This window comes from Methylocystis sp. NC52PC, from assembly GCF_055698645.1.
In genome coordinates this window covers 929,058-945,183 of the sequence record NZ_CP170127.1, presented here as the reverse complement: position 1 = coordinate 945,183, position 16,126 = coordinate 929,058, and the positions used below count along the sequence as shown (strand labels likewise).

General features: G+C 66.6%; 24 protein-coding genes. 13 read left to right on the top strand and 11 right to left on the bottom strand.

What is annotated here, in order from left to right:
* Positions 1 to 85: 85 nt before the first annotated feature.
* Positions 86 to 781, top strand: coding sequence for an invasion associated locus B family protein (locus tag ACETII_RS06415; RefSeq protein WP_363350052.1), 696 nt, complete (start codon positions 86 to 88; stop codon positions 779 to 781).
* 212 nt (positions 782 to 993) lie between these two features.
* Here ACETII_RS06415 and hspQ read toward each other — a convergent pair whose 3' ends face one another.
* From hspQ to gap, 3 genes are all read right to left on the bottom strand, one after another.
* Positions 994 to 1,326 carry a heat shock protein HspQ gene (hspQ, locus tag ACETII_RS06410; protein WP_363350051.1) on the bottom strand — a complete coding sequence of 111 codons (333 nt, stop codon included), beginning with the start codon at positions 1,324 to 1,326 and terminating at the stop codon, positions 994 to 996.
* A gap of 119 nt (positions 1,327 to 1,445) precedes the next feature.
* Entirely contained in the window at positions 1,446 to 2,639 is a 1,194-nt protein-coding gene (locus tag ACETII_RS06405; protein WP_472787515.1) for a phosphoglycerate kinase, read from the bottom strand.
* A gap of 80 nt (positions 2,640 to 2,719) precedes the next feature.
* A complete protein-coding gene (gap, locus tag ACETII_RS06400) occupies positions 2,720 to 3,727 on the bottom strand; it encodes a type I glyceraldehyde-3-phosphate dehydrogenase (protein WP_472787514.1) in 1,008 nt (335 codons plus the stop codon).
* A 302-nt stretch (positions 3,728 to 4,029) separates the two neighbouring features.
* Between gap and ACETII_RS06395 the strand changes: the two genes are divergently transcribed.
* Together ACETII_RS06395 and ACETII_RS06390 are read left to right on the top strand one after the other, a co-directional pair.
* The gene (locus tag ACETII_RS06395) at positions 4,030 to 4,338 is read left to right on the top strand and encodes a DUF4164 family protein (protein WP_472787513.1); all 309 of its coding nucleotides are present in this window, start codon (positions 4,030 to 4,032) and stop codon (positions 4,336 to 4,338) included.
* A 4-nt stretch (positions 4,339 to 4,342) separates the two neighbouring features.
* Positions 4,343 to 4,726 (top strand): cell division protein ZapA, encoded by a 384-nt coding sequence (locus tag ACETII_RS06390; RefSeq protein ID WP_363350047.1) that lies wholly within the window; start codon positions 4,343 to 4,345, stop codon positions 4,724 to 4,726.
* A gap of 44 nt (positions 4,727 to 4,770) precedes the next feature.
* On the opposite strand, the gene ACETII_RS06385 is transcribed toward ACETII_RS06390, so the two are convergent.
* The gene (locus ACETII_RS06385; protein ID WP_363350046.1) at positions 4,771 to 5,310 is read right to left on the bottom strand and encodes a hypothetical protein; all 540 of its coding nucleotides are present in this window, start codon (positions 5,308 to 5,310) and stop codon (positions 4,771 to 4,773) included.
* A gap of 329 nt (positions 5,311 to 5,639) precedes the next feature.
* Here ACETII_RS06385 and ACETII_RS06380 point away from each other — a divergent pair, with 329 nt between their 5' ends.
* The 6 genes from ACETII_RS06380 to ACETII_RS06355 all read left to right on the top strand — a co-directional run bounded on the left by ACETII_RS06380 (position 5,640) and on the right by ACETII_RS06355 (position 10,347).
* Positions 5,640 to 6,650: an FAD-dependent oxidoreductase gene (locus ACETII_RS06380; protein WP_472787512.1), complete on the top strand. Its 1,011-nt coding sequence runs from the start codon at positions 5,640 to 5,642 to the stop codon at positions 6,648 to 6,650.
* Positions 6,619 to 6,816 (top strand): sulfur carrier protein ThiS, encoded by a 198-nt coding sequence (thiS, locus tag ACETII_RS06375; RefSeq protein ID WP_363350044.1) that lies wholly within the window; start codon positions 6,619 to 6,621, stop codon positions 6,814 to 6,816. Before ACETII_RS06380 ends, thiS begins: the two co-directional genes overlap by 32 nt.
* Before the next feature lie 11 nt (positions 6,817 to 6,827).
* Positions 6,828 to 7,622 carry a thiazole synthase gene (locus ACETII_RS06370; RefSeq protein WP_472787511.1) on the top strand — a complete coding sequence of 265 codons (795 nt, stop codon included), beginning with the start codon at positions 6,828 to 6,830 and terminating at the stop codon, positions 7,620 to 7,622.
* A gap of 68 nt (positions 7,623 to 7,690) precedes the next feature.
* Positions 7,691 to 9,073 (top strand): thiamine phosphate synthase, encoded by a 1,383-nt coding sequence (locus ACETII_RS06365; protein ID WP_363350042.1) that lies wholly within the window; start codon positions 7,691 to 7,693, stop codon positions 9,071 to 9,073.
* A complete protein-coding gene (locus ACETII_RS06360) occupies positions 9,066 to 9,962 on the top strand; it encodes an SDR family NAD(P)-dependent oxidoreductase (protein WP_363350041.1) in 897 nt (298 codons plus the stop codon). Before ACETII_RS06365 ends, ACETII_RS06360 begins: the two co-directional genes overlap by 8 nt.
* The gene (locus tag ACETII_RS06355; protein WP_472787510.1) at positions 9,952 to 10,347 is read left to right on the top strand and encodes a VOC family protein; all 396 of its coding nucleotides are present in this window, start codon (positions 9,952 to 9,954) and stop codon (positions 10,345 to 10,347) included. The genes ACETII_RS06360 and ACETII_RS06355 overlap by 11 nt, the downstream gene beginning before the upstream one ends.
* Before the next feature lie 30 nt (positions 10,348 to 10,377).
* Here the strand turns inward: ACETII_RS06355 and ACETII_RS06350 are convergent, their stop codons facing one another.
* Positions 10,378 to 10,977 carry a PilZ domain-containing protein gene (locus ACETII_RS06350; RefSeq protein WP_472787509.1) on the bottom strand — a complete coding sequence of 200 codons (600 nt, stop codon included), beginning with the start codon at positions 10,975 to 10,977 and terminating at the stop codon, positions 10,378 to 10,380.
* Positions 10,978 to 11,220: 243 nt separating this feature from the next.
* Between ACETII_RS06350 and ACETII_RS06345 the strand changes: the two genes are divergently transcribed.
* Positions 11,221 to 11,499 (top strand): hypothetical protein, encoded by a 279-nt coding sequence (locus tag ACETII_RS06345; protein ID WP_472787508.1) that lies wholly within the window; start codon positions 11,221 to 11,223, stop codon positions 11,497 to 11,499.
* A 5-nt stretch (positions 11,500 to 11,504) separates the two neighbouring features.
* Here ACETII_RS06345 and ACETII_RS06340 read toward each other — a convergent pair whose 3' ends face one another.
* On the bottom strand, positions 11,505 to 11,903 hold the full coding sequence (locus ACETII_RS06340; RefSeq protein ID WP_363350037.1) for a surface-adhesin E family protein: 399 nt from the start codon (positions 11,901 to 11,903) through the stop codon (positions 11,505 to 11,507).
* Between the two features lie 47 nt (positions 11,904 to 11,950).
* Between ACETII_RS06340 and ACETII_RS06335 the strand changes: the two genes are divergently transcribed.
* Positions 11,951 to 12,256, top strand: a complete 306-nt coding sequence (locus tag ACETII_RS06335; protein ID WP_472787507.1) for a hypothetical protein — start codon at positions 11,951 to 11,953, stop codon at positions 12,254 to 12,256.
* A gap of 3 nt (positions 12,257 to 12,259) precedes the next feature.
* Here the strand turns inward: ACETII_RS06335 and ACETII_RS06330 are convergent, their stop codons facing one another.
* From ACETII_RS06330 to ACETII_RS06315, 4 genes are all read right to left on the bottom strand, one after another.
* Positions 12,260 to 12,574, bottom strand: coding sequence for a hypothetical protein (locus tag ACETII_RS06330; RefSeq protein WP_363350035.1), 315 nt, complete (start codon positions 12,572 to 12,574; stop codon positions 12,260 to 12,262).
* A 41-nt stretch (positions 12,575 to 12,615) separates the two neighbouring features.
* On the bottom strand, positions 12,616 to 13,617 hold the full coding sequence (hemH, locus tag ACETII_RS06325) for a ferrochelatase (RefSeq protein WP_472787506.1): 1,002 nt from the start codon (positions 13,615 to 13,617) through the stop codon (positions 12,616 to 12,618).
* Positions 13,614 to 14,426 (bottom strand): 3-methyl-2-oxobutanoate hydroxymethyltransferase, encoded by an 813-nt coding sequence (panB, locus tag ACETII_RS06320; RefSeq protein WP_472787505.1) that lies wholly within the window; start codon positions 14,424 to 14,426, stop codon positions 13,614 to 13,616. The genes hemH and panB overlap by 4 nt, the downstream gene beginning before the upstream one ends.
* 66 nt (positions 14,427 to 14,492) lie before the next feature.
* The gene (locus tag ACETII_RS06315; RefSeq protein ID WP_363350032.1) at positions 14,493 to 14,630 is read right to left on the bottom strand and encodes a hypothetical protein; all 138 of its coding nucleotides are present in this window, start codon (positions 14,628 to 14,630) and stop codon (positions 14,493 to 14,495) included.
* Between the two features lie 287 nt (positions 14,631 to 14,917).
* Between ACETII_RS06315 and rpsF the strand changes: the two genes are divergently transcribed.
* Both rpsF and rpsR read left to right on the top strand, forming a co-directional pair.
* Complete coding sequence (gene rpsF, locus ACETII_RS06310; RefSeq protein ID WP_363350031.1) at positions 14,918 to 15,340, top strand: 30S ribosomal protein S6; 423 nt, start codon at positions 14,918 to 14,920, stop codon at positions 15,338 to 15,340.
* Complete coding sequence (gene rpsR / locus ACETII_RS06305) at positions 15,337 to 15,573, top strand: 30S ribosomal protein S18 (RefSeq protein ID WP_016917696.1); 237 nt, start codon at positions 15,337 to 15,339, stop codon at positions 15,571 to 15,573. Before rpsF ends, rpsR begins: the two co-directional genes overlap by 4 nt.
* A gap of 157 nt (positions 15,574 to 15,730) precedes the next feature.
* On the opposite strand, the gene ACETII_RS06300 is transcribed toward rpsR, so the two are convergent.
* Positions 15,731 to 15,931 carry a CsbD family protein gene (locus ACETII_RS06300; RefSeq protein WP_363350030.1) on the bottom strand — a complete coding sequence of 67 codons (201 nt, stop codon included), beginning with the start codon at positions 15,929 to 15,931 and terminating at the stop codon, positions 15,731 to 15,733.
* Positions 15,932 to 16,126: the final 195 nt, after the last annotated feature.

The window sequence follows — 16,126 nt, the reverse complement described above, 5'->3', positions numbered from 1 at the left end:
GCGGCGCCCCCGCGACGACGAGACAACGATAATTTGCTGACGCCGGAACAGCGCCGGCTAGCAGACAAGCGAAAGGGACTTCCTCATGTCGATCCTCTTCCCGCGGTCCGCCGCGGTTGCGTTGGCGGGAGCCTTGCTGCTCGCCGGCTTCTCCGCGCAGGCCCAGCAGGCTCCGGCCCCCGGCGGCGCGCCCGCCCAGCAGCAGCCGGCGCAGCCAGCGGGTCCGATCGCCGCCAATCTGCAGGCGGTCCAGCCCGACTGGACCAAGGTCTGCGGCACGGACCAGGCGACGAAGAAGGAAATCTGCTACACGACCCGCGATTTCGGCGCGGCCGCCAAGGAAGGCGACGCCCCGCAGCCGCTGCTCGCCCTCGCCGTCTACGATCCCAAGGCGGACGACACCAAGATCATCCGCCTGCTGCTGCCGCCGGGGCTCATGTTGAAGCCGGGCTTTCGCTTCGCGATCGACAAGGGACCGGTCGAATCCGGCGCCTTCGAGATCTGCTTCCCGAACGGCTGCTTTGCTGAGGCCAAGGTCAAGAAGACGGTCATCGACGGCATGAAGAAGGCCGAGAAGATGATGATCGTGGTCAAGAACCAGGCCAACGCCGAAGTGACCTTCTACCTGCCTCTGGCCAATTTCGGAAAGGCCTTCGACGGCCCGGCGATCGACCCGAAGGTGCTCGAGGAGCAGCAGAAGAAGCTTCAGGAAGAGTTGCAGAAGAAGGCCGAAGAAGAGCGCAAGAAGCTCGAGGCCAAGGGCTCCGCCGAAAAGAAGTAAGGACGGCTTAGAAAAGGAAAACGCCCGCGTCCCCAACGCGGGCGTTTTTTTTGCATCGCGTCTGGCGGCGGGCGCACGCGTCGCCCGGACGTCTTCGCTGCGCTGTCAAACGTCGTCGGCGCAAAGAAGCGCGGTGGGTCCGGAAGCCTTCGCGACTTGCCGGATGAGGTCGTCAGCAATGCGGGTTAGGGCGCGGCTCGGCGTCCGATCTCTCAATGCCGCTTGGGCGCGCGCATCCGATAGACGCCGTCGTCGTCGCGCTCGAACGTCTCCTCGACCTGGGGATGGCGGACGGGGTCGCCGGAGGTGTCGGGCAGGAGATTCTGCTCCGAGACATAGGCCACATATTCGGTTTCGGCGTTCTCGGCGAAGAGATGGTAGAAGGGCTGGTCCTTGCTTGGCCGCAGCTCTTCGGGAATCGAGAGCCACCACTCCTCGGTATTGGCGAACACCGGGTCGACGTCATAGATGACGCCGCGGAAGGGGTAGCGTCGATGCTTCACGACTTGCCCGATCCCGAATTTTGCAACGCTCTTTCTCGGCATTCTTCCGACGCCTTAACGCGGTTTTTACTCGTCTCTCTGGTAACGCGCCGCGCCCGGCGCCGTCAACGGCGCATTCACGCGCCGCCAAACGGGCCAATGACTCAACAAATAACTTCGCGCTAGGCCTGCAGCGCCGCGACCCCGGGCAGGGTCTTGCCTTCGAGCCACTCGAGGAAGGCGCCGCCGGCCGTGGACACGTAAGAAAATTCCTGAGCGGCATGGGCCTGATTGAGCGCCGCCACCGTGTCGCCGCCGCCGGCGATCGACAACAGCTTGCCTTCGACGGTCAATCGCGCCGCCGTTTGGGCGACGGCGCTCGTGCCCTCTTCGAAGGGCGGCAGTTCGAAGGCGCCGAAGGGGCCGTTCCAGACGAGCGTCTTGCATTTGGCGAGAAGCGATTCGACATGGGCGACCGACTTCGGCCCCACGTCGAGAATCATGTCGTCCTGCGCGACATGGTCGACCGAGACGATATGCGACGGCGCATGCGCCTCGAATTTCTTGGCGACGGTGGCGTCGACGGGGAGAACCACCGTGCAATTGGCGGCTTTGGCTTTCTCGAGAATGTCGCGCGCCGTCGCGGCGAGGTCGTGCTCGCAGAGCGATTTGCCGACCGCCTTGCCTTGCGCGGCGAGGAAGGTGTTGGCCATGCCGCCGCCGATGACGAGATAGTCGACCTTGGCGACGAGATTGCCGAGCAATTCCAGTTTGGTCGAAACCTTGGCGCCGCCGACGATCGCCATCACCGGGCGCGCCGGGCTGGTCAGCGCCGATGAAAGCGCCTCCAGTTCCGCCTGCATGGTGCGGCCGGCGATGGCGGGAAGTTTATGCGCCAGCCCCTCGGTCGTGGCGTGGGCGCGATGCGCCGCCGAGAAGGCGTCGTTGACGAAAATGTCGCCGAGTTTCGCTACGTCATCGGCGAAGGCGGGATCGTTCTTTTCCTCGCCCTTGTGGAAGCGGGTATTTTCGAGGAGCGCGACCTCGCCGTCCTTCAGGCCGGCGACGACGGCCTCGGCGGGCGCGCCCACGCAATCGTCGGCGAACGTCACCTTGCGCTTGAGATAATGTTCGAGCGTGGGGAGCGTGTGGCGCAGCGACTCCTCATCGACGCGCTGCCCCTTGGGCCGGCCGAAATGCGAGAGCAGCACGACCTTGCCGCCCTTCTCGGCGATCTCATTGATCGTCGGCAGGATGCGCTCGATGCGGGTTGCGTCGGTGACCCGGCCTTCCTCCATCGGAACATTGAGATCGACGCGCAGGAGCACGCGTTTGCCTTTGACGTCGACGTCATCGAGGGTGCGGAAGGCGGTCATCTGCGGGCTCCACAATCGTCGTTTACAAAAGCGACGCGGGCCGAAAACGGCCCGCGTCAAAGGTCGTCGTCAGGAGCGCTTCAGATCAGCGACCCGATCAGCGCCGCTGTATCCGTCATGCGGCCGGAGAAGCCCCATTCATTGTCGTACCAGGAGAGGATGGAGACGAGATTGCCGTCCATCACCTTGGTCTGGTCGAGGTGGAACGTCGACGAGGCCGGGTTGTGGTTGAAGTCGATCGAGACGAGCTTTTCCGTCGTATAGGCGAGCACGCCCTTCATCGGACCGTCGGCGGCGGCGATGATCGCCGCGTGGATCTCGTCCTTGGTCGTCGGCCGCTTGGCGATGAACTTCAGGTCCACGGCGGAGACGTTCGGCGTCGGCACGCGAATCGCGAAGCCGTCGAGCTTGCCGTTGAGCTCCGGCAGGACGAGGCCGACGGCCTTGGCGGCGCCCGTCGAGGTCGGGATCATCGACAGCGCGGCGGCGCGGGCGCGGTAGAGGTCCTTGTGGAAGGTGTCGAGCGTCGGCTGGTCGCCCGTGTAGGAGTGGATCGTCGTCATGATCCCCTTCTCGATGCCGATCGCGTCGTTCAGCACCTTCGCCACCGGCGCGAGACAATTCGTCGTGCAGGAGGCGTTGGAGACGATCAGATGGTCCTTCGTCAACTTGTCGTGGTTGACGCCGTAGACGACCGTGAGATCCGCGCCGTCGCCGGGGGCCGAGACAAGCACGCGCTTGGCGCCCGCGTCGAGCAGCAGCTTCGCCTTGTCGCGCGCGGTAAAGAGGCCCGTGCATTCCAAAGCGACGTCGACGCTGAGATCCTTATAGGGAAGCTCCGCCGGGTTCTTGATGGCGGTGACCTTGATTGGGCCGCGACCGACGTTGATCGTGTCGGCCTCGACCTTCACCTCGTGCGGGAAGCGTCCATGGACCGAATCGTAGCGCAACAGATGGGCGTTGGTCTCGACCGAGCCCAGGTCGTTGATGGCCACGACCTCGAGGTCCGTGCGGCCGGTTTCGACGATGTAGCGAAGGATGTTGCGGCCGATACGCCCGAAGCCGTTGATGGCCACTCTGACGGTCATATGGAAAATCTCCTTGTCGCCGCCTGTTTCGCGAGAAAGGCGGCTCTCGCCCTGCTGCGTCTGCGCGCCGCGCGCCGGGCCGTGATGTCGAGGCGAGCGTGTGATAGCACCTCGCGTCCCCCTGTCAACGCGTCGGCGCGCCGCGCGCGGGCCGCGAAGGCGGGCGCCCGGGGCGTTTCTCCCCGCGGCTTCCGTCCAGGCGGCTTCGGAAAGGCCCGATTCATGCTACCAACGTCCTGCGGCGAATCGGCAAGCGCCGGCCGCAACCTCTTCCGCCGCGAGAAATAGGGCGCCGCCCGGCGATGACGCATCCAGAAAAGTCCGCGGAAAAGCTCGACGCCGCGCTTGCGCGCCTCAAGGCCGCGCTGGAACAGCTCGAGCGCACGGTCGCCGTGCGGCTCGAGGACGATCTCTCCAGCGCCGAGCTCGAGGAGGAGCTCGCCATCATGCAGGACGACCGGGGGCGCCTCGCGCTCGAACTCGACGACGCGCTCGCCCGCGTCAGCGCTTTGGAAAAAACCCGCGACGAGGTGCTGCGGCGCCTCGACCACGCGAGTGCGGGGGTCGCCGCCGCGCTCGAGACCGCCGTCGCAGCGCGGGGGGAGGAGTAGCGCCATGGCCGCCGTCCTGGTCAATATCGCCGGCCGCGCCTATCGCCTCTCCTGCGACGATGGCGAGGAGCCGCGGCTCGAGGAGCTCGCGCGCTACGTCGAGGGCAAGATCCTGAATATGAAGGACAGTTTCAAAGAGATCGGCGAGCAGCGCATCGTCGTCATGGCGGCGCTGGCCATCGCCGACGAGTCCATGGACTGCCGGGGCAAGGCCGAGGCGATGGAACGCGAAGTGACAACGTTGCGCGCCGAGCTCGACGCAACGAAAAAGGCCGTCGCCGCGCTCGAGGAAAAAGTTGCGAGCGCCGTCGACGACGCCGCGCGGCGGCTTGAGCAGCTGCATTCCGATTTACAAAAGCCGGCGCCGCTCGAGGATTTTCCGCTGTAGGCGGAAGGCCTCCAACCGCGCCGATCTCGCCTGAGGGGCCGCTCTTACTTGCCCCAGTTTTCGACGCTTTGATCGCGCTTGGCCTTCTGAAGGTCGTCGGCGAAGGTCGAGTATTGGTGATTGAGCTTCTCGGCCGTCATCGCCACGCCGCCATCCGACATGATGGCGATCTTCATCTGCTCGGTCGCCATGCGATCGAGTTCGTTGATCCATTGATTGACGTGGGTGAGCAGCTTGTCCTTGCGCTCTTTTTGAATCGGCCCCGGGGTGGTGTCGCCGGCGAGGGCGATCTCGGCTTTGGCGTCCTCGATCTGTTTGTCGAGATCGGCGACCTTCGCGTCGTCGTGTGCGGCCTCGGCCTCCTTTTTCGCCTTTTCGAGATTATCGAGGCCGTTCTTGAGCCAGCTCGACTGGATGCTCAGCAGCGAGTCGCGCGCGACGCCGGTGAGATTGAAGCCGTTGGGGATCGGGAAATAAGGGCCGAGCTTGGCCGCCTGCGCCGGAGCGGCGAGGCCGAGCGCGCCGGCGACGAGCGCCGCCGCCAGGGCGGACCGCAGCCCCACCGTTTTGGTGACAAAAAACATTGATTTCACTCCCCTGTGGGCGCGCCGGTTTGCCTTGAGGCGCGCTTGTCATTGGGCAGAACTTGGGACATCCCCGCCAGTCTTGCAAGACCGCAGGGGGCCGTGGGCGCCGGTGACGACCGAGCCGGCGTCGCTTGACGCAAGCGGCCATTCGCGCGACTCTCCGCCCCGCCGGGGGAGCCCCGCCCGGCGGCGCTTGCGCGCCGTCACGGGGCTGAGAGGCTGCGGGGGCGTCATGAGGCGCCGGGCGCGGCGACCCTTCGAACCTGATCCAGTTCCAATGCTGGCGGAGGGATGGTGACCAGCTTTTCGAAATTGGGGCGCGGGCCATGCGCGCGCGGGTGATCGGGGCCGGCGTTGCCGGGCTCTGCGCGGCCTTTGCGCTGGCGCGCCGCGGCGTCGCGGTCGAGCTCGTCGAGCGCCAGGAGGCGCCGGGGCAGGGCTGTTCGCGCTTCGCCGGCGGCATGATCGCGCCCTGGTGCGAGCTGGAAAGCGCCGAGCCCATCGTCGCGCAACTCGGAGAGGAGGCGCTCGGCTTCTGGACGCGCGACATTCCCGTCGCGACCGTCGCCGGCAGTCTCGTGATCGCCGCGCCGCGCGAGCGCGCGGAGCTTTCTGACTTCGCCCGCCGCACGGCGCGCTTCGAGCGGCTCGACGCCGGGGGCGTCGCGGCGCTCGAGCCAGACCTTTCCGGCCGTTTCGAACAAGCGCTGTTCTTTCCGCAGGAGGCGCATCTCGATCCGCGCGCGGCGATGCAGGCGCTGTCGTCGCGCCTCGCCGCGACGCCAGACGTCGAGACCCGCTTCGGCGTCGAGGCTGAAAACCTTGCGTCGCCCCCGGACTGGACCCTCGATTGCCGGGGGTTCGCGGCGCGTGACGCGCTTCCTGGCTTGCGCGGCGTCAAGGGCGAGATGCTGGTGCTGCGCAGCGACGAGATTTCGCTGTCGCGCCCGGTGCGCATGCTGCATCCGCGCCGACCTGTCTATGTCGTGCCGCGCGGCGAGGGGCTGTTCATGGTCGGCGCGACCATGATCGAGAATGAGGAGCGCGCGCGCGTGACGGCGCGCTCGGTGGTGGAGCTCGTCAATTCGGCCTTCGCCATTCACCCCGCCTTCGCCGAGGCGGAGATCGTCGAAATGGGCTCGGACGTGAGGCCGGCCTTTCCCGACAATCTTCCGCGCCTTATCCGGCGCGGCCGGACGATCTATATCAATGGGCTCTACAGGCATGGGTTCCTGCTGGCCCCGGCGCTCGCGCGCCGCGCCGCCGAGGTCGTTCTCGACGGAGCCTATTTCCCGGAGGTCATGGATGCGGATTCAGGTGAACGGGCGACCGCGTGACGTGTCGGCCACGACGCTCGACGCCCTGTTGCGCGAATTGGGCTATGAGGACCAGAAGGTCGGCACGGCGCTCAATCAGGAGTTCGTGCGCGACAAGGATCGCGAGAAAACCCAGCTGCAGGAGGGCGACGCCGTCGAAATCGTCACGCCGCGGCAGGGAGGTTGAAGGCTTTTTCCATGGGCGCCGCCGATCCTCTCACCCTCTATCAGGCGCCGCTGCGCTCGCGGCTGTTGCTGGGCACGGCGCGTTATCCGTCGCCGGCCATCCTCGCCGAGGCGGTTCGCGCCTCGGCGTGCGAAATCGTCACCGTGTCCCTGCGCCGCGAGGCCGGCGGCTCGCGCGCCGGCGAGAGCTTCTGGGGGCTCATCCGAGAGATTGGCGTGCGGGTCTTGCCCAACACGGCGGGCTGCCGGACGGCGCGCGAGGCGATCGCCACGGCGCAAATGGCGCGCGACGTCTTCGAGGCCGACTGGATCAAGCTCGAGGTGATCGGCGAGGAAGATACGCTTCAGCCGGACGTTTTCGGCCTCATCGAGGCGGCGCGGGCGCTGTCTGCGGAAGGCTTCAAGGTCTTTCCCTATACGACCGACGATCTCGTCGTCGCCGAGAAGTTGCTCGACGCGGGCTGCGAAGTCCTGATGCCCTGGGCGGCGCCGATCGGCTCAGGGCGCGGCGTCAACAACGCCTTTGCGCTTCGGGCGCTGCGCGCGCATTTCCCGGGCGTGCCGCTCATCGTCGACGCCGGACTTGGCGCGCCCTCCCACGCCGTCGCGGTGATGGAGATGGGCTATGACGCGGTGCTGCTCAACACCGCCGTCTCGCGCGCCGGCGACCCCGTCGCCATGGCGCGGGCGTTCGGCCTCGCGGTAGAAGCCGGCCGTCTGGCGCATCTTGCAAAGCCGATGACGCCCCGCGACATGGCTGAGCCCTCGACGCCGGCGCTCGGCCGGCCCTTTGGGGACGTCGCCTGAATGCGCCGCCCGGCGCAACGCCTCCATTCCCTTTCGCCTGCTATGGCTTGCCGTAGAAGGAGCAGCAGTTGACCGTATCGAACCTCGATCCGTTCTATCTTATCGTCGATCGATCGGACTGGCTGACGCGCCTGCTGCCGCTTGGCGTGAAACTCGTGCAACTGCGTGTAAAAGACCGTTCGGGACCCGAATTGCGCGCCGAGATCGCCCGCGCCCGGGATCTCTGCCGGGCGGCGGGAGCGCAGCTCGTCGTCAATGACTATTGGGAGCTCGCCATCGAGGAGGGCTGCGACTTCGTTCATCTCGGGCAGGGCGATCTCGATACGGCCGACATTGCCGCGCTGCGCCGGCATGGGGTGCGCTTGGGCGTCTCGACGCATGACGACGCCGAGCTCGAACGCGCTCTGGCGCTTTCGCCCGATTATGTCGCGCTCGGTCCGGTCTGGCCGACGCTGCTCAAGAAGATGGATTTCGCGCCGCAAGGGCTCGATCGGCTGGCGGCGTGGAAAAGGCGCGTCGGCGAGATTCCGCTCGTCGCCATCGGCGGGTTGACTCCGGGGCGCGCCTGTCTCGCGCTCGCCTCCGGCGCCGACAGCGCCTGCGTGGTGACCGACGTCTTGCGCGCGACGGACCCCGAATCGCGCACGGTGGAGTGGGTCGCCGCCACCGCGCCCTGGCGGGAGGCGGGCGAATTGGTCCGCCCCTTCGCGGCGGATTACCCCGGCGCGAGAATCCTGCCGTCGCCCAATCACGGTCCACGCGCACGGTCCGTCTCCGCGCTGGTTCTGCATTACACCGGCATGCCGAGCGCTGAGTCGGCGCTCGAGCTCTTGTGCTCGCCCATTCACGAGGTTTCGGCGCATTACGTCGTCGAGGAGGACGGGGCCGTGTTGCAGCTCGTGCCGGAGGCGCGACGCGCCTGGCATGCCGGCGTCAGCTCCTGGGCCGGCGAAACGGACATTAATTCCGCCTCGATCGGCGTCGAGATCGTTCACCCCGGCCACATTGATCCGCACCCGTATCCCACCCCGCAGATCAACGCCGTCATCGCCCTTTGCCGCGATATTTGCGCGCGTCGCGCCATTGCGCCGCAGCGGGTTCTCGCGCATTCCGACATTGCGCCGCGCCGCAAGATCGATCCTGGCGAGTTCTTCCCCTGGGACGCCCTCGCCGCGGCGGGCGTCGGCCGCGACATTGCGCCCATGCCCCCGGATACGGGTCCGGCGCTCGATCTCGACATGGCGGGCGCAGCCGTGTCGGATCTTCAACGCCGGCTTTCGGCTTTCGGCTACAAGGTCACCGAGACCGGCGTCTATGACGAGGACACCGCCGCCGCCGTCTCCGCCTTTCAGCGTCACTTTCGCCGCGCGCGGGTCGACGGCCGCGCGGACGCGTCCACCCTCGACGCGTTGACGCGGCTTCTCGCTCTGTCGGGAGCAGATCATGTCTGAGCGCAGGAAACGCGCGGTCGTCGTCACCGGCGCGTCGACGGGGATCGGCGAAGCCTGCGTCGCGCTGCTGGTCGAAAGCGGCTTCTTTGTCTTCGGCTCGGTGCGCAAAGACGCCGACGCCGCGCGGCTGCAGGCGCGTTTCGGCGCCGATTATGCGCCGCTCCTGTTCGACGTGACCGACGGCGAAGCCGTCGCCGCCGCAGCGCGCGAAGTCGAGCAATGGCTCGACGGCGGGACGCTCTTCGGGCTCGTCAACAACGCCGGCGTCGCCGTGCCGGGACCGTTGCTGCATCTCGACATCGAGGATTTCCGTCGCCAGATCGAAACCAATCTGACGGGTCAATTGCGCGTGATACAGGCCTTTGCGCCGCTCCTGGGCGCGCGCCGGCCGCAGGGCGGCCCGCCCGGCCGCATCGTCAATATGAGTTCGGTCGCCGGGCGACACGCCTCGCCTTTTCTGGGCGCCTATAACGCCTCGAAATTCGGACTCGAGGGCATGTCCGACGCCTTGCGGCGCGAATTGACCGTCTATGGGATCGATCTCATTCTGATCGAGCCGGGCATGATCGCGACTCCGATCTGGGAAAAAGCCGATCGCGCCGATGTCAGCGCTTTCGAGGGCACCATTTACGAGCCCGCGGCGGGTCTCGTGAAAAAATGGGCGGTCGAAGGAGGCCGCGCGGCGCCTGGCCCCGAGACGGTTGCGCAGGCCGTGCTGCGCGCGCTGACGGCGCCGCGGCCCCCCGTCCGCATACCGGTGCACGCCGGAAACATGCTGGGCTTGCTTCCGGCGCGGCTCGTGGACTGGTTGATCGCCTGGCGGCTCGGCTTCCACGACATTCGCAGGGGGCTCGCCGCCCGATCCACAGGAGAGAAGAATGGCCTCTGATCAACCAGCGCCGCATGGCGTCGTGTGCTGGAGCGAACTCGGCGTCCACGACGTCGCGCGGGCCCAGAAATTCTACGCCGAGACGCTCGGCTGGCGTTTCGAGCCGATGCACATGCCGGACATGACCTATTGGATCATCTGGTCCGGCGAGGCGCGGGTCGGCGGCATGTTCGAAATGAAGGAAGCGGTTTTCGAGAACGTTCCCGAACACTGGCTGACCTATATCGCCGTCGACGACGTCGACGCGCGTCTGGCCAGGGCCGTCGCCGCGGGGGCCAAAATCTGCAAGGACGCGTTCGACATCCCGGGCGTGGGGCGCATGGCGGTGCTGGCCGAGCCGGGCGGCGCCATTGTCGCATGGATGACGCCGCGGCCCGCCGGCTAGCCGCTTCCCGCGCTGCGCGACCCCACGCGCTCAGAGCCGCGTGGCGGGGTCCACATGCGTAAGGGGCCGCAGGAATTGGCAGGCGATCTCGCCGTCGCGCACGCGAACGACTTTCGCCGCGGTGGCGCCGATGAGAACCTCGTCGCCGATGCGCACATCGTGTTCGCTGTCGAGCGCGACGCCGGAGGTGGAGAGGCTTCGAATCCGCACGACATGCTCATCGCCATTCGGCAGGGTGAGGATGCTGATCTCATTCTCCGGCGTGATGCGTTCGTGGCGACGGCGATCCTTGGCCTCGTGCCGGTTTACGCGCCAGGCGAGCTGGCCCGCGAGTTTCTCGCGTTTGCGCGGCGTCAATTGCAGGCTCATGTCGAAGCCGATCTCGGTGAGGCGGGATATGGAGCCCGTCAGCCGGCCGAGCTCGCTGAGATAGATGACGACTCTTGCGCCGACCGTCGACACCACGGGCGCGAAGAGCGAGGCCTCGTCCGCCGACATCTCATAGGTGTGGCATTCGTATTCGCCTTTCGATCCCACGAGCATGTATCGGCCAGCAAGAGAGATTTTCACGCGCGCCGGGTCCTTCCGACGCTCGGCCTGGCCGTTTGCATGAGGGAGAATTGCGTCCATCGTCGCCGCACCGAATCTCGCGCCCGCGCCGAGGAGGACGGGCTTGTGAACGGCACGATAGCTGAAAAAACTGCCTAAACCTTTACGGCAGGCCTCGCCCGCTGCTTTGCAGCAAAAAATGCGTCGCGGCGCAGGGAAACATTCGGCGCTACGGCGGGGACGGCCCGGTCCAAGGCCGTCGCCGGCGGCGGCTTTTGCGGGCCCTTCTCCTCGCCTATGCTCTTCAAAAAAAGAGGAAAGGCCATGCTCGATAAATTACCGCCGTCGCTTCTCAAACCCATCGGCCTGACGCTCGGCTGGGCCTTTCTGCTGATGTCGATCCTGGCCATTCCCTTGAGCGTCGTGACCATGATGCGCTGGTTTTCGCTCTCCTGGTGGCTGGCCCTCCCCGGCGTTTTTCTCGTCAGCATCATCCCTTACGCCGGGCGCTTCGCTTATCTCGGCCTGGCGCTGATCGGCGCCTGGTACGTGATCGACGCGGGCTTCAGCCTCCGGGGCGCCGTTGGTCCTTTCATCGACTGACAACGTCAGTCGCGGGCGCAGGCTTTCGCGAAAAGACCGGCGTAAAAGGACGGAACTTTCGACCACGACTGCGTCGCGGGATAGACGCTCCGCGTCGCGCCCGCGGCCATATGGCCTTCGCGCCAGTCGCCGCCATCGGACCGGTAAGCATGTTTCTCGCAGTCGAAAACCACTTGCTCGATCTCCGACAGGCCTTTCTCGGAAAGCTTGAAGCTTGCGGCTTCGCGGGCCTGCGGATCATAATCGGTCAGCGCCCGCACCCTGACCGATCGGTCGGCGAGGGTCTCGCGGGACGTTGCGTCGAGATAGACTTTGGAAAAGTCGTCCTGTCCCACGAGTCGCCACTCGGCGGCGGCGGGGGTCGACAGCAACAGTAAGGGAAGAACGAACGCGCGCCGTGTCATGAAAGCCTCCTCGGTCATTGAAGACGCACAGCGCAAAGGGCTCGTCGATGGTTCCCCGCGACCCTGAGACGGCGCCGCCGCTCGCCTCGCTCGCCGATCTCGTCTCGGCGGTCTTCAACGGCGCGCCGACGCCCGAGGCGGCTGCGGTCTATAGCGCGCAGCTGACTGCGCTTATTTCACTCTACATCTGCTTCGTCGCTGTCTTCCTCATCGGCGTCTATGTGCGCGCCGTCAAGGGACGGCGCGACATGCGCGACGCGCCGCGGACGTTCAAGATCTGGATCGCTTATTCGCTGATGTTCGCCGTTCTCGTCGTCGCGGCGAATGTCGCCTGGTTCTATTTTTCAGCCTGACTCTCAGTCCGGGACTTTCACGCGCGCGGCGCGGCGGCGATTTTCGGCCGCCGCGCGGTCGAGCTCAGCACTCGCCGCCTGCAGCTCGGCGGCCGTCTTTCGTTTTTCAGGCCTCGGCGTAAAGGGCTGGTAGTCCATTCGCTCGGGGCGGGACTCGCGCACGAAGTCCGGCGCGGCCGGGGGCGGCTTGCGAATGCCGAGCGCATCGAAAACCCCGCCGATGAGCTGACCGCCCGTGGCGGGCGGCGCCTCTTGGGCGGCGGCGGGGCTCGAGAGAGTGATAAGAGCGGCGGCGAAAAGGTGACGGAACTGGATCATGGCGCGATCAAGCCCAAGGATTTGGGCGGGAAAAGGGCTATTTAGACCCAACCGGCGATCTCGCGTCGCGCCAGCGTCTCGATGAGCGCGACGCCTTCGTCGCTGTCGTTGAGGCAGGGCAGGCGGGCGAATTTCTCCCCGCCCTTTTCGAGGAAGAGCTCGCGAATTTCGACGCCGAGCTCCTCGATGGTTTCGAGACAGTCGGCCGAAAAGCCGGGCGCGACGATCGCCAGGCGCTTGACGCCGCTCTCCGCCAGCTCGGCGACGACGTCGCTCGTATAGGGCCCGATCCATTTGGCCGGGCCGAAGCGCGACTGGAAGGACAGGCGCAACCTGTCTTCCGCCATGCCGAGCGCCGCGCCCAGTAGGCGCCAGGTCTCCTCGCAATGCTGGCGATAGGGATCGCCGCGATCGACTTGCGCCTGCGGCAGGCCGTGGAAGGAGGCGAGAACGACCTCGGGCTCGAAATCGAGCGCCGCGAGACCGCGCCGGACGCCTGCCGCCAAGGCGTCGATGTAAGCGGGATCGTCGTAATAAGGCGCGCCGATGCGCAGGGCCGGCTGCCGGCGCATCCGCATGAGCGCCGCAAAGGCGGCGTCGGCGACCGAGGCGTTGGTCGAGGCCGCATATTGGGGATAAAGCGGCAAGAGCGCGATGCGCTCGCAGCCCTTGGCCATGAGCGCCTCGATCTGCGAGGCGATCGAGGGCGATCCGTAGCGCAGGGCGTAATCGACGATGACCGGCGCCTTGCCGTCGAACTTGCGAACCGCGAGCCTTTCGGCCTGGCGCCGGGTGATCGTTTTCAGCGGCCCCTCGCCAATGTCGTGGTTCCAGATCGACTGATAGGCCTGCGCCGATTTCTTCGGCCGCGTATTGAGGACAATTCCGTAAAGGATCGGCAGCCAGAGCGGCCGCGGCAGGTCGACGACGCGCGGATCGGAGAGAAATTGCGCCAGATAGCGGCGCACCGAAGGGGGATCGGGCGCGTCGGGCGTGCCCAGATTGACGAGCAGAAGTCCGACAGGCGTATCCAGCGACGTCACGGGCGCATCCTTTCGAAAGCGGCGCGTTCGTCCTCGGCCATGTGGAAGCTTTGCGCCGGCCCGGGAAAGGCGCCCGCGCGCACCTCGGCCGCATAGGCGCCGACCGCCGCGCGCAGCGCCGCGCCAATGTCTGCATAGCGCCGGTTGTGCTTGAAGTCACGCGTTGTCACGCCGGCGAGGTCGTTGACGACGAGAACCTGCCCGTCGACGTCGGGCCCCGCGCCGATGCCGATCGTCGCCGCTCTCACGCTGCGCGAAATGCGGGCGGCGAGCTCCCGGGGGACGAGCTCCAGCACCAGGAATTTCTGCCCGGCCGCGTCTCCGGCAAGGGCGTCATCCAAGAGCTTGGCGGCCGCGGCGGCCGTTTTGCCCTGCCGGCGCTTCACCTCCTGATGCTGCGATTCGAGCCCCAGATGGCCGCAGACGTCGAAGCCCGCCGCGGTCAAGGCCGCGACGACGTCGGGCTGCGCGCCCTCGAACTTGACGCAGTCGGCGCCCGCGTCGCGCAGCAGGCGGGAGCTCGTAAGCGCCTGTTCGGGCGTGTCGTAGGTTGCGAAAGGAAGATCGCCGATGAGATAGACGTCGGGCGCGCCCCGGCGGACGGCGGCGATGTGATGGGCCATGTCGGCGAGCGTCACCTCGCGCTCATGGGCGTAGCCCAGCACATTCACCCCGACGCTGTCGCCCACGAGGATAATGTCGACGCCCGCCTCGACCTCGATGCGGGCCGTCGGCGCGTCATAGGCGGTGACGAGGACGATCTTTTCGCCGCGTCGTTTCTTGTCGAGAAAGAGATCGGCTTTCGACACGCAGGGCTCCCGCTGTCGTCAGGCTTGGCGCCGCCCCGGCGGAGCGACGCGCCTCCGTGGCGTTGTTTAGCGCGCGCCGGCGTTTTTGCAGGCGTGGGGCTGGCCGGGGACGCGGATGCCCTCGAAGTCGCCGCATTTGTCGCAGGCCGAGAGCGCCAGGGCGAGGCCAAGAAGCGTCAGAACCATCGCCAATCTGCTTTTCATGCGCTCCCCCGCGGCCAATTGCGCGCGGAACATAGCCTCGCGCGCCGGCGGCGACAAGAACGGGAGCCTGCGCAGCGGCGCGGGCGCTTGCATCCTGCGCAAACCCGCGTATAAGGCGCGCATCGCGAGGTTCCCGGCCGGGGGCTGAACGGAAGCGTCCGTCAAGGGCGAGGGGTCTCCCGTCTTCCCGTGTCTCCGCCTTCGAACTCATTTCCTCTCGAGCCTTTCCCATCGGCTCGAAGGGCTTGGCGCCGGAACGGCTCGCGGCAACGGAAAGGCGAAAATCCATGCCTCTTTATGAGCATGTCTATCTCGCCCGTCAGGATATTTCTCCCCAGCAGGTGGAGGCTCTGACCGGGCAGTTCAAGAATGTCGTCACGTCGCTCGGCGGCACGGTCGGCAAGACCGAGTATTGGGGCGTCAAGTCGCTGGCCTATCGGATCAAGAAGAACCGCAAGGCCCACTTCACGCTGTTGAACATAGACGCCCCGCCGGCGGCGATCGCCGAGCTCGAGCGCCAGCAGAGCATCAACGAAGACATTCTCCGCGTCCTGACCTTGCGCGTCGAGGAGCTGGAGGAAGGCCCGTCGGCGCAGCTGCGCAAGCGCGACGACGACGACCGCGGCGAGCGCCGCGGCGGCCCGGGCGCCCCGCGCGGCGACCGTCGCCCCCGTCGTGAGGAAGGCCGCGCTGAAGGAGACGCCGAATGAGCACTGCGCCCCGCCGCCCCTTCTTCCGCCGTCGCAAGTCCTGCCCGTTCTCGGGCGCCAATGCGCCCAAGATCGACTACAAGGACACGCGCCTGCTGTCCCGCTACATCTCGGAGCGCGGCAAGATCGTGCCGTCCCGCATCACGGCCGTTTCGGCCAAGAAGCAGCGCGAACTGGCCCAGGCCATCAAGCGCGCCCGCTTCCTCGGCCTTCTGCCTTATGTGATCCGCTAAGGCGCGAGACCGCGCTCGCCCTCGAGAGGGGCGGCTGCTGACGACCCCCGGCGCGAGCTGGGGGTTTGTTTTTGGGGGCGCCAAAACAAAACCCCCGCCTTGAAAGACGGGGGCGAGTTAAGGCGTTTCCGCCTGAAAAAGCGCGTCAGGTCAATCGTTACTGCAGCGTCTTCAGCCAGTCGTCGATATTGCGCTTGGCCTGGTCCTTGCCGATCCCGTATTTCTCCTGGATCGCGCCTTCGAACTGCTCGCGATTGCCTTCCATCCGATCGATATCGTCGTCGGTCAGCTCGCCCCATTTCTCCTTGATCTTGCCCTTGAGCTGCTTCCAGTTGCCTTCTACGCGATTCCAGTCCATGACGGCCTCCTAGCCGGTTGGCGGGGAGCGTGAGGCGCCCGCCCGATGCGGCTTAGAACGCGGGCTTCGCCCGGTTGTTCCCCCGGGCTGCGGCTTTCGCGGAGGCGAACAACCGCCACAATTTCGATTTTTCATGCCCGCGGGTCCGCCGGACGACGCCGGCGACGGATATGTGCGCTCCCGTCCGGCGGTGTT

Coding starts and splice junctions, on each gene's coding strand:
- ACETII_RS06395 (WP_472787513.1), top strand. CDS start 4,030: ATGACGCATCCAGAAAAGTCCGCGGAAAAGCTCGACGCCGCGCTTGCG.
- ACETII_RS06355 (WP_472787510.1), top strand. CDS start 9,952: ATGGCCTCTGATCAACCAGCGCCGCATGGCGTCGTGTGCTGGAGCGAA.
- thiS (WP_363350044.1), top strand. CDS start 6,619: ATGCGGATTCAGGTGAACGGGCGACCGCGTGACGTGTCGGCCACGACG.
- ACETII_RS06415 (WP_363350052.1), top strand. CDS start 86: ATGTCGATCCTCTTCCCGCGGTCCGCCGCGGTTGCGTTGGCGGGAGCC.
- ACETII_RS06330 (WP_363350035.1), bottom strand. CDS start 12,574: ATGATCCAGTTCCGTCACCTTTTCGCCGCCGCTCTTATCACTCTCTCG.
- ACETII_RS06385 (WP_363350046.1), bottom strand. CDS start 5,310: ATGTTTTTTGTCACCAAAACGGTGGGGCTGCGGTCCGCCCTGGCGGCG.
- rpsR (WP_016917696.1), top strand. CDS start 15,337: ATGAGCACTGCGCCCCGCCGCCCCTTCTTCCGCCGTCGCAAGTCCTGC.
- ACETII_RS06390 (WP_363350047.1), top strand. CDS start 4,343: ATGGCCGCCGTCCTGGTCAATATCGCCGGCCGCGCCTATCGCCTCTCC.
- ACETII_RS06405 (WP_472787515.1), bottom strand. CDS start 2,639: ATGACCGCCTTCCGCACCCTCGATGACGTCGACGTCAAAGGCAAACGC.
- gap (WP_472787514.1), bottom strand. CDS start 3,727: ATGACCGTCAGAGTGGCCATCAACGGCTTCGGGCGTATCGGCCGCAAC.
- hspQ (WP_363350051.1), bottom strand. CDS start 1,326: ATGCCGAGAAAGAGCGTTGCAAAATTCGGGATCGGGCAAGTCGTGAAG.
- ACETII_RS06360 (WP_363350041.1), top strand. CDS start 9,066: ATGTCTGAGCGCAGGAAACGCGCGGTCGTCGTCACCGGCGCGTCGACG.
- ACETII_RS06350 (WP_472787509.1), bottom strand. CDS start 10,977: ATGGACGCAATTCTCCCTCATGCAAACGGCCAGGCCGAGCGTCGGAAG.
- ACETII_RS06315 (WP_363350032.1), bottom strand. CDS start 14,630: ATGAAAAGCAGATTGGCGATGGTTCTGACGCTTCTTGGCCTCGCCCTG.
- ACETII_RS06380 (WP_472787512.1), top strand. CDS start 5,640: ATGCGCGCGCGGGTGATCGGGGCCGGCGTTGCCGGGCTCTGCGCGGCC.
- ACETII_RS06370 (WP_472787511.1), top strand. CDS start 6,828: ATGGGCGCCGCCGATCCTCTCACCCTCTATCAGGCGCCGCTGCGCTCG.
- rpsF (WP_363350031.1), top strand. CDS start 14,918: ATGCCTCTTTATGAGCATGTCTATCTCGCCCGTCAGGATATTTCTCCC.
- ACETII_RS06345 (WP_472787508.1), top strand. CDS start 11,221: ATGCTCGATAAATTACCGCCGTCGCTTCTCAAACCCATCGGCCTGACG.
- ACETII_RS06300 (WP_363350030.1), bottom strand. CDS start 15,931: ATGGACTGGAATCGCGTAGAAGGCAACTGGAAGCAGCTCAAGGGCAAG.
- ACETII_RS06340 (WP_363350037.1), bottom strand. CDS start 11,903: ATGACACGGCGCGCGTTCGTTCTTCCCTTACTGTTGCTGTCGACCCCC.
- ACETII_RS06335 (WP_472787507.1), top strand. CDS start 11,951: ATGGTTCCCCGCGACCCTGAGACGGCGCCGCCGCTCGCCTCGCTCGCC.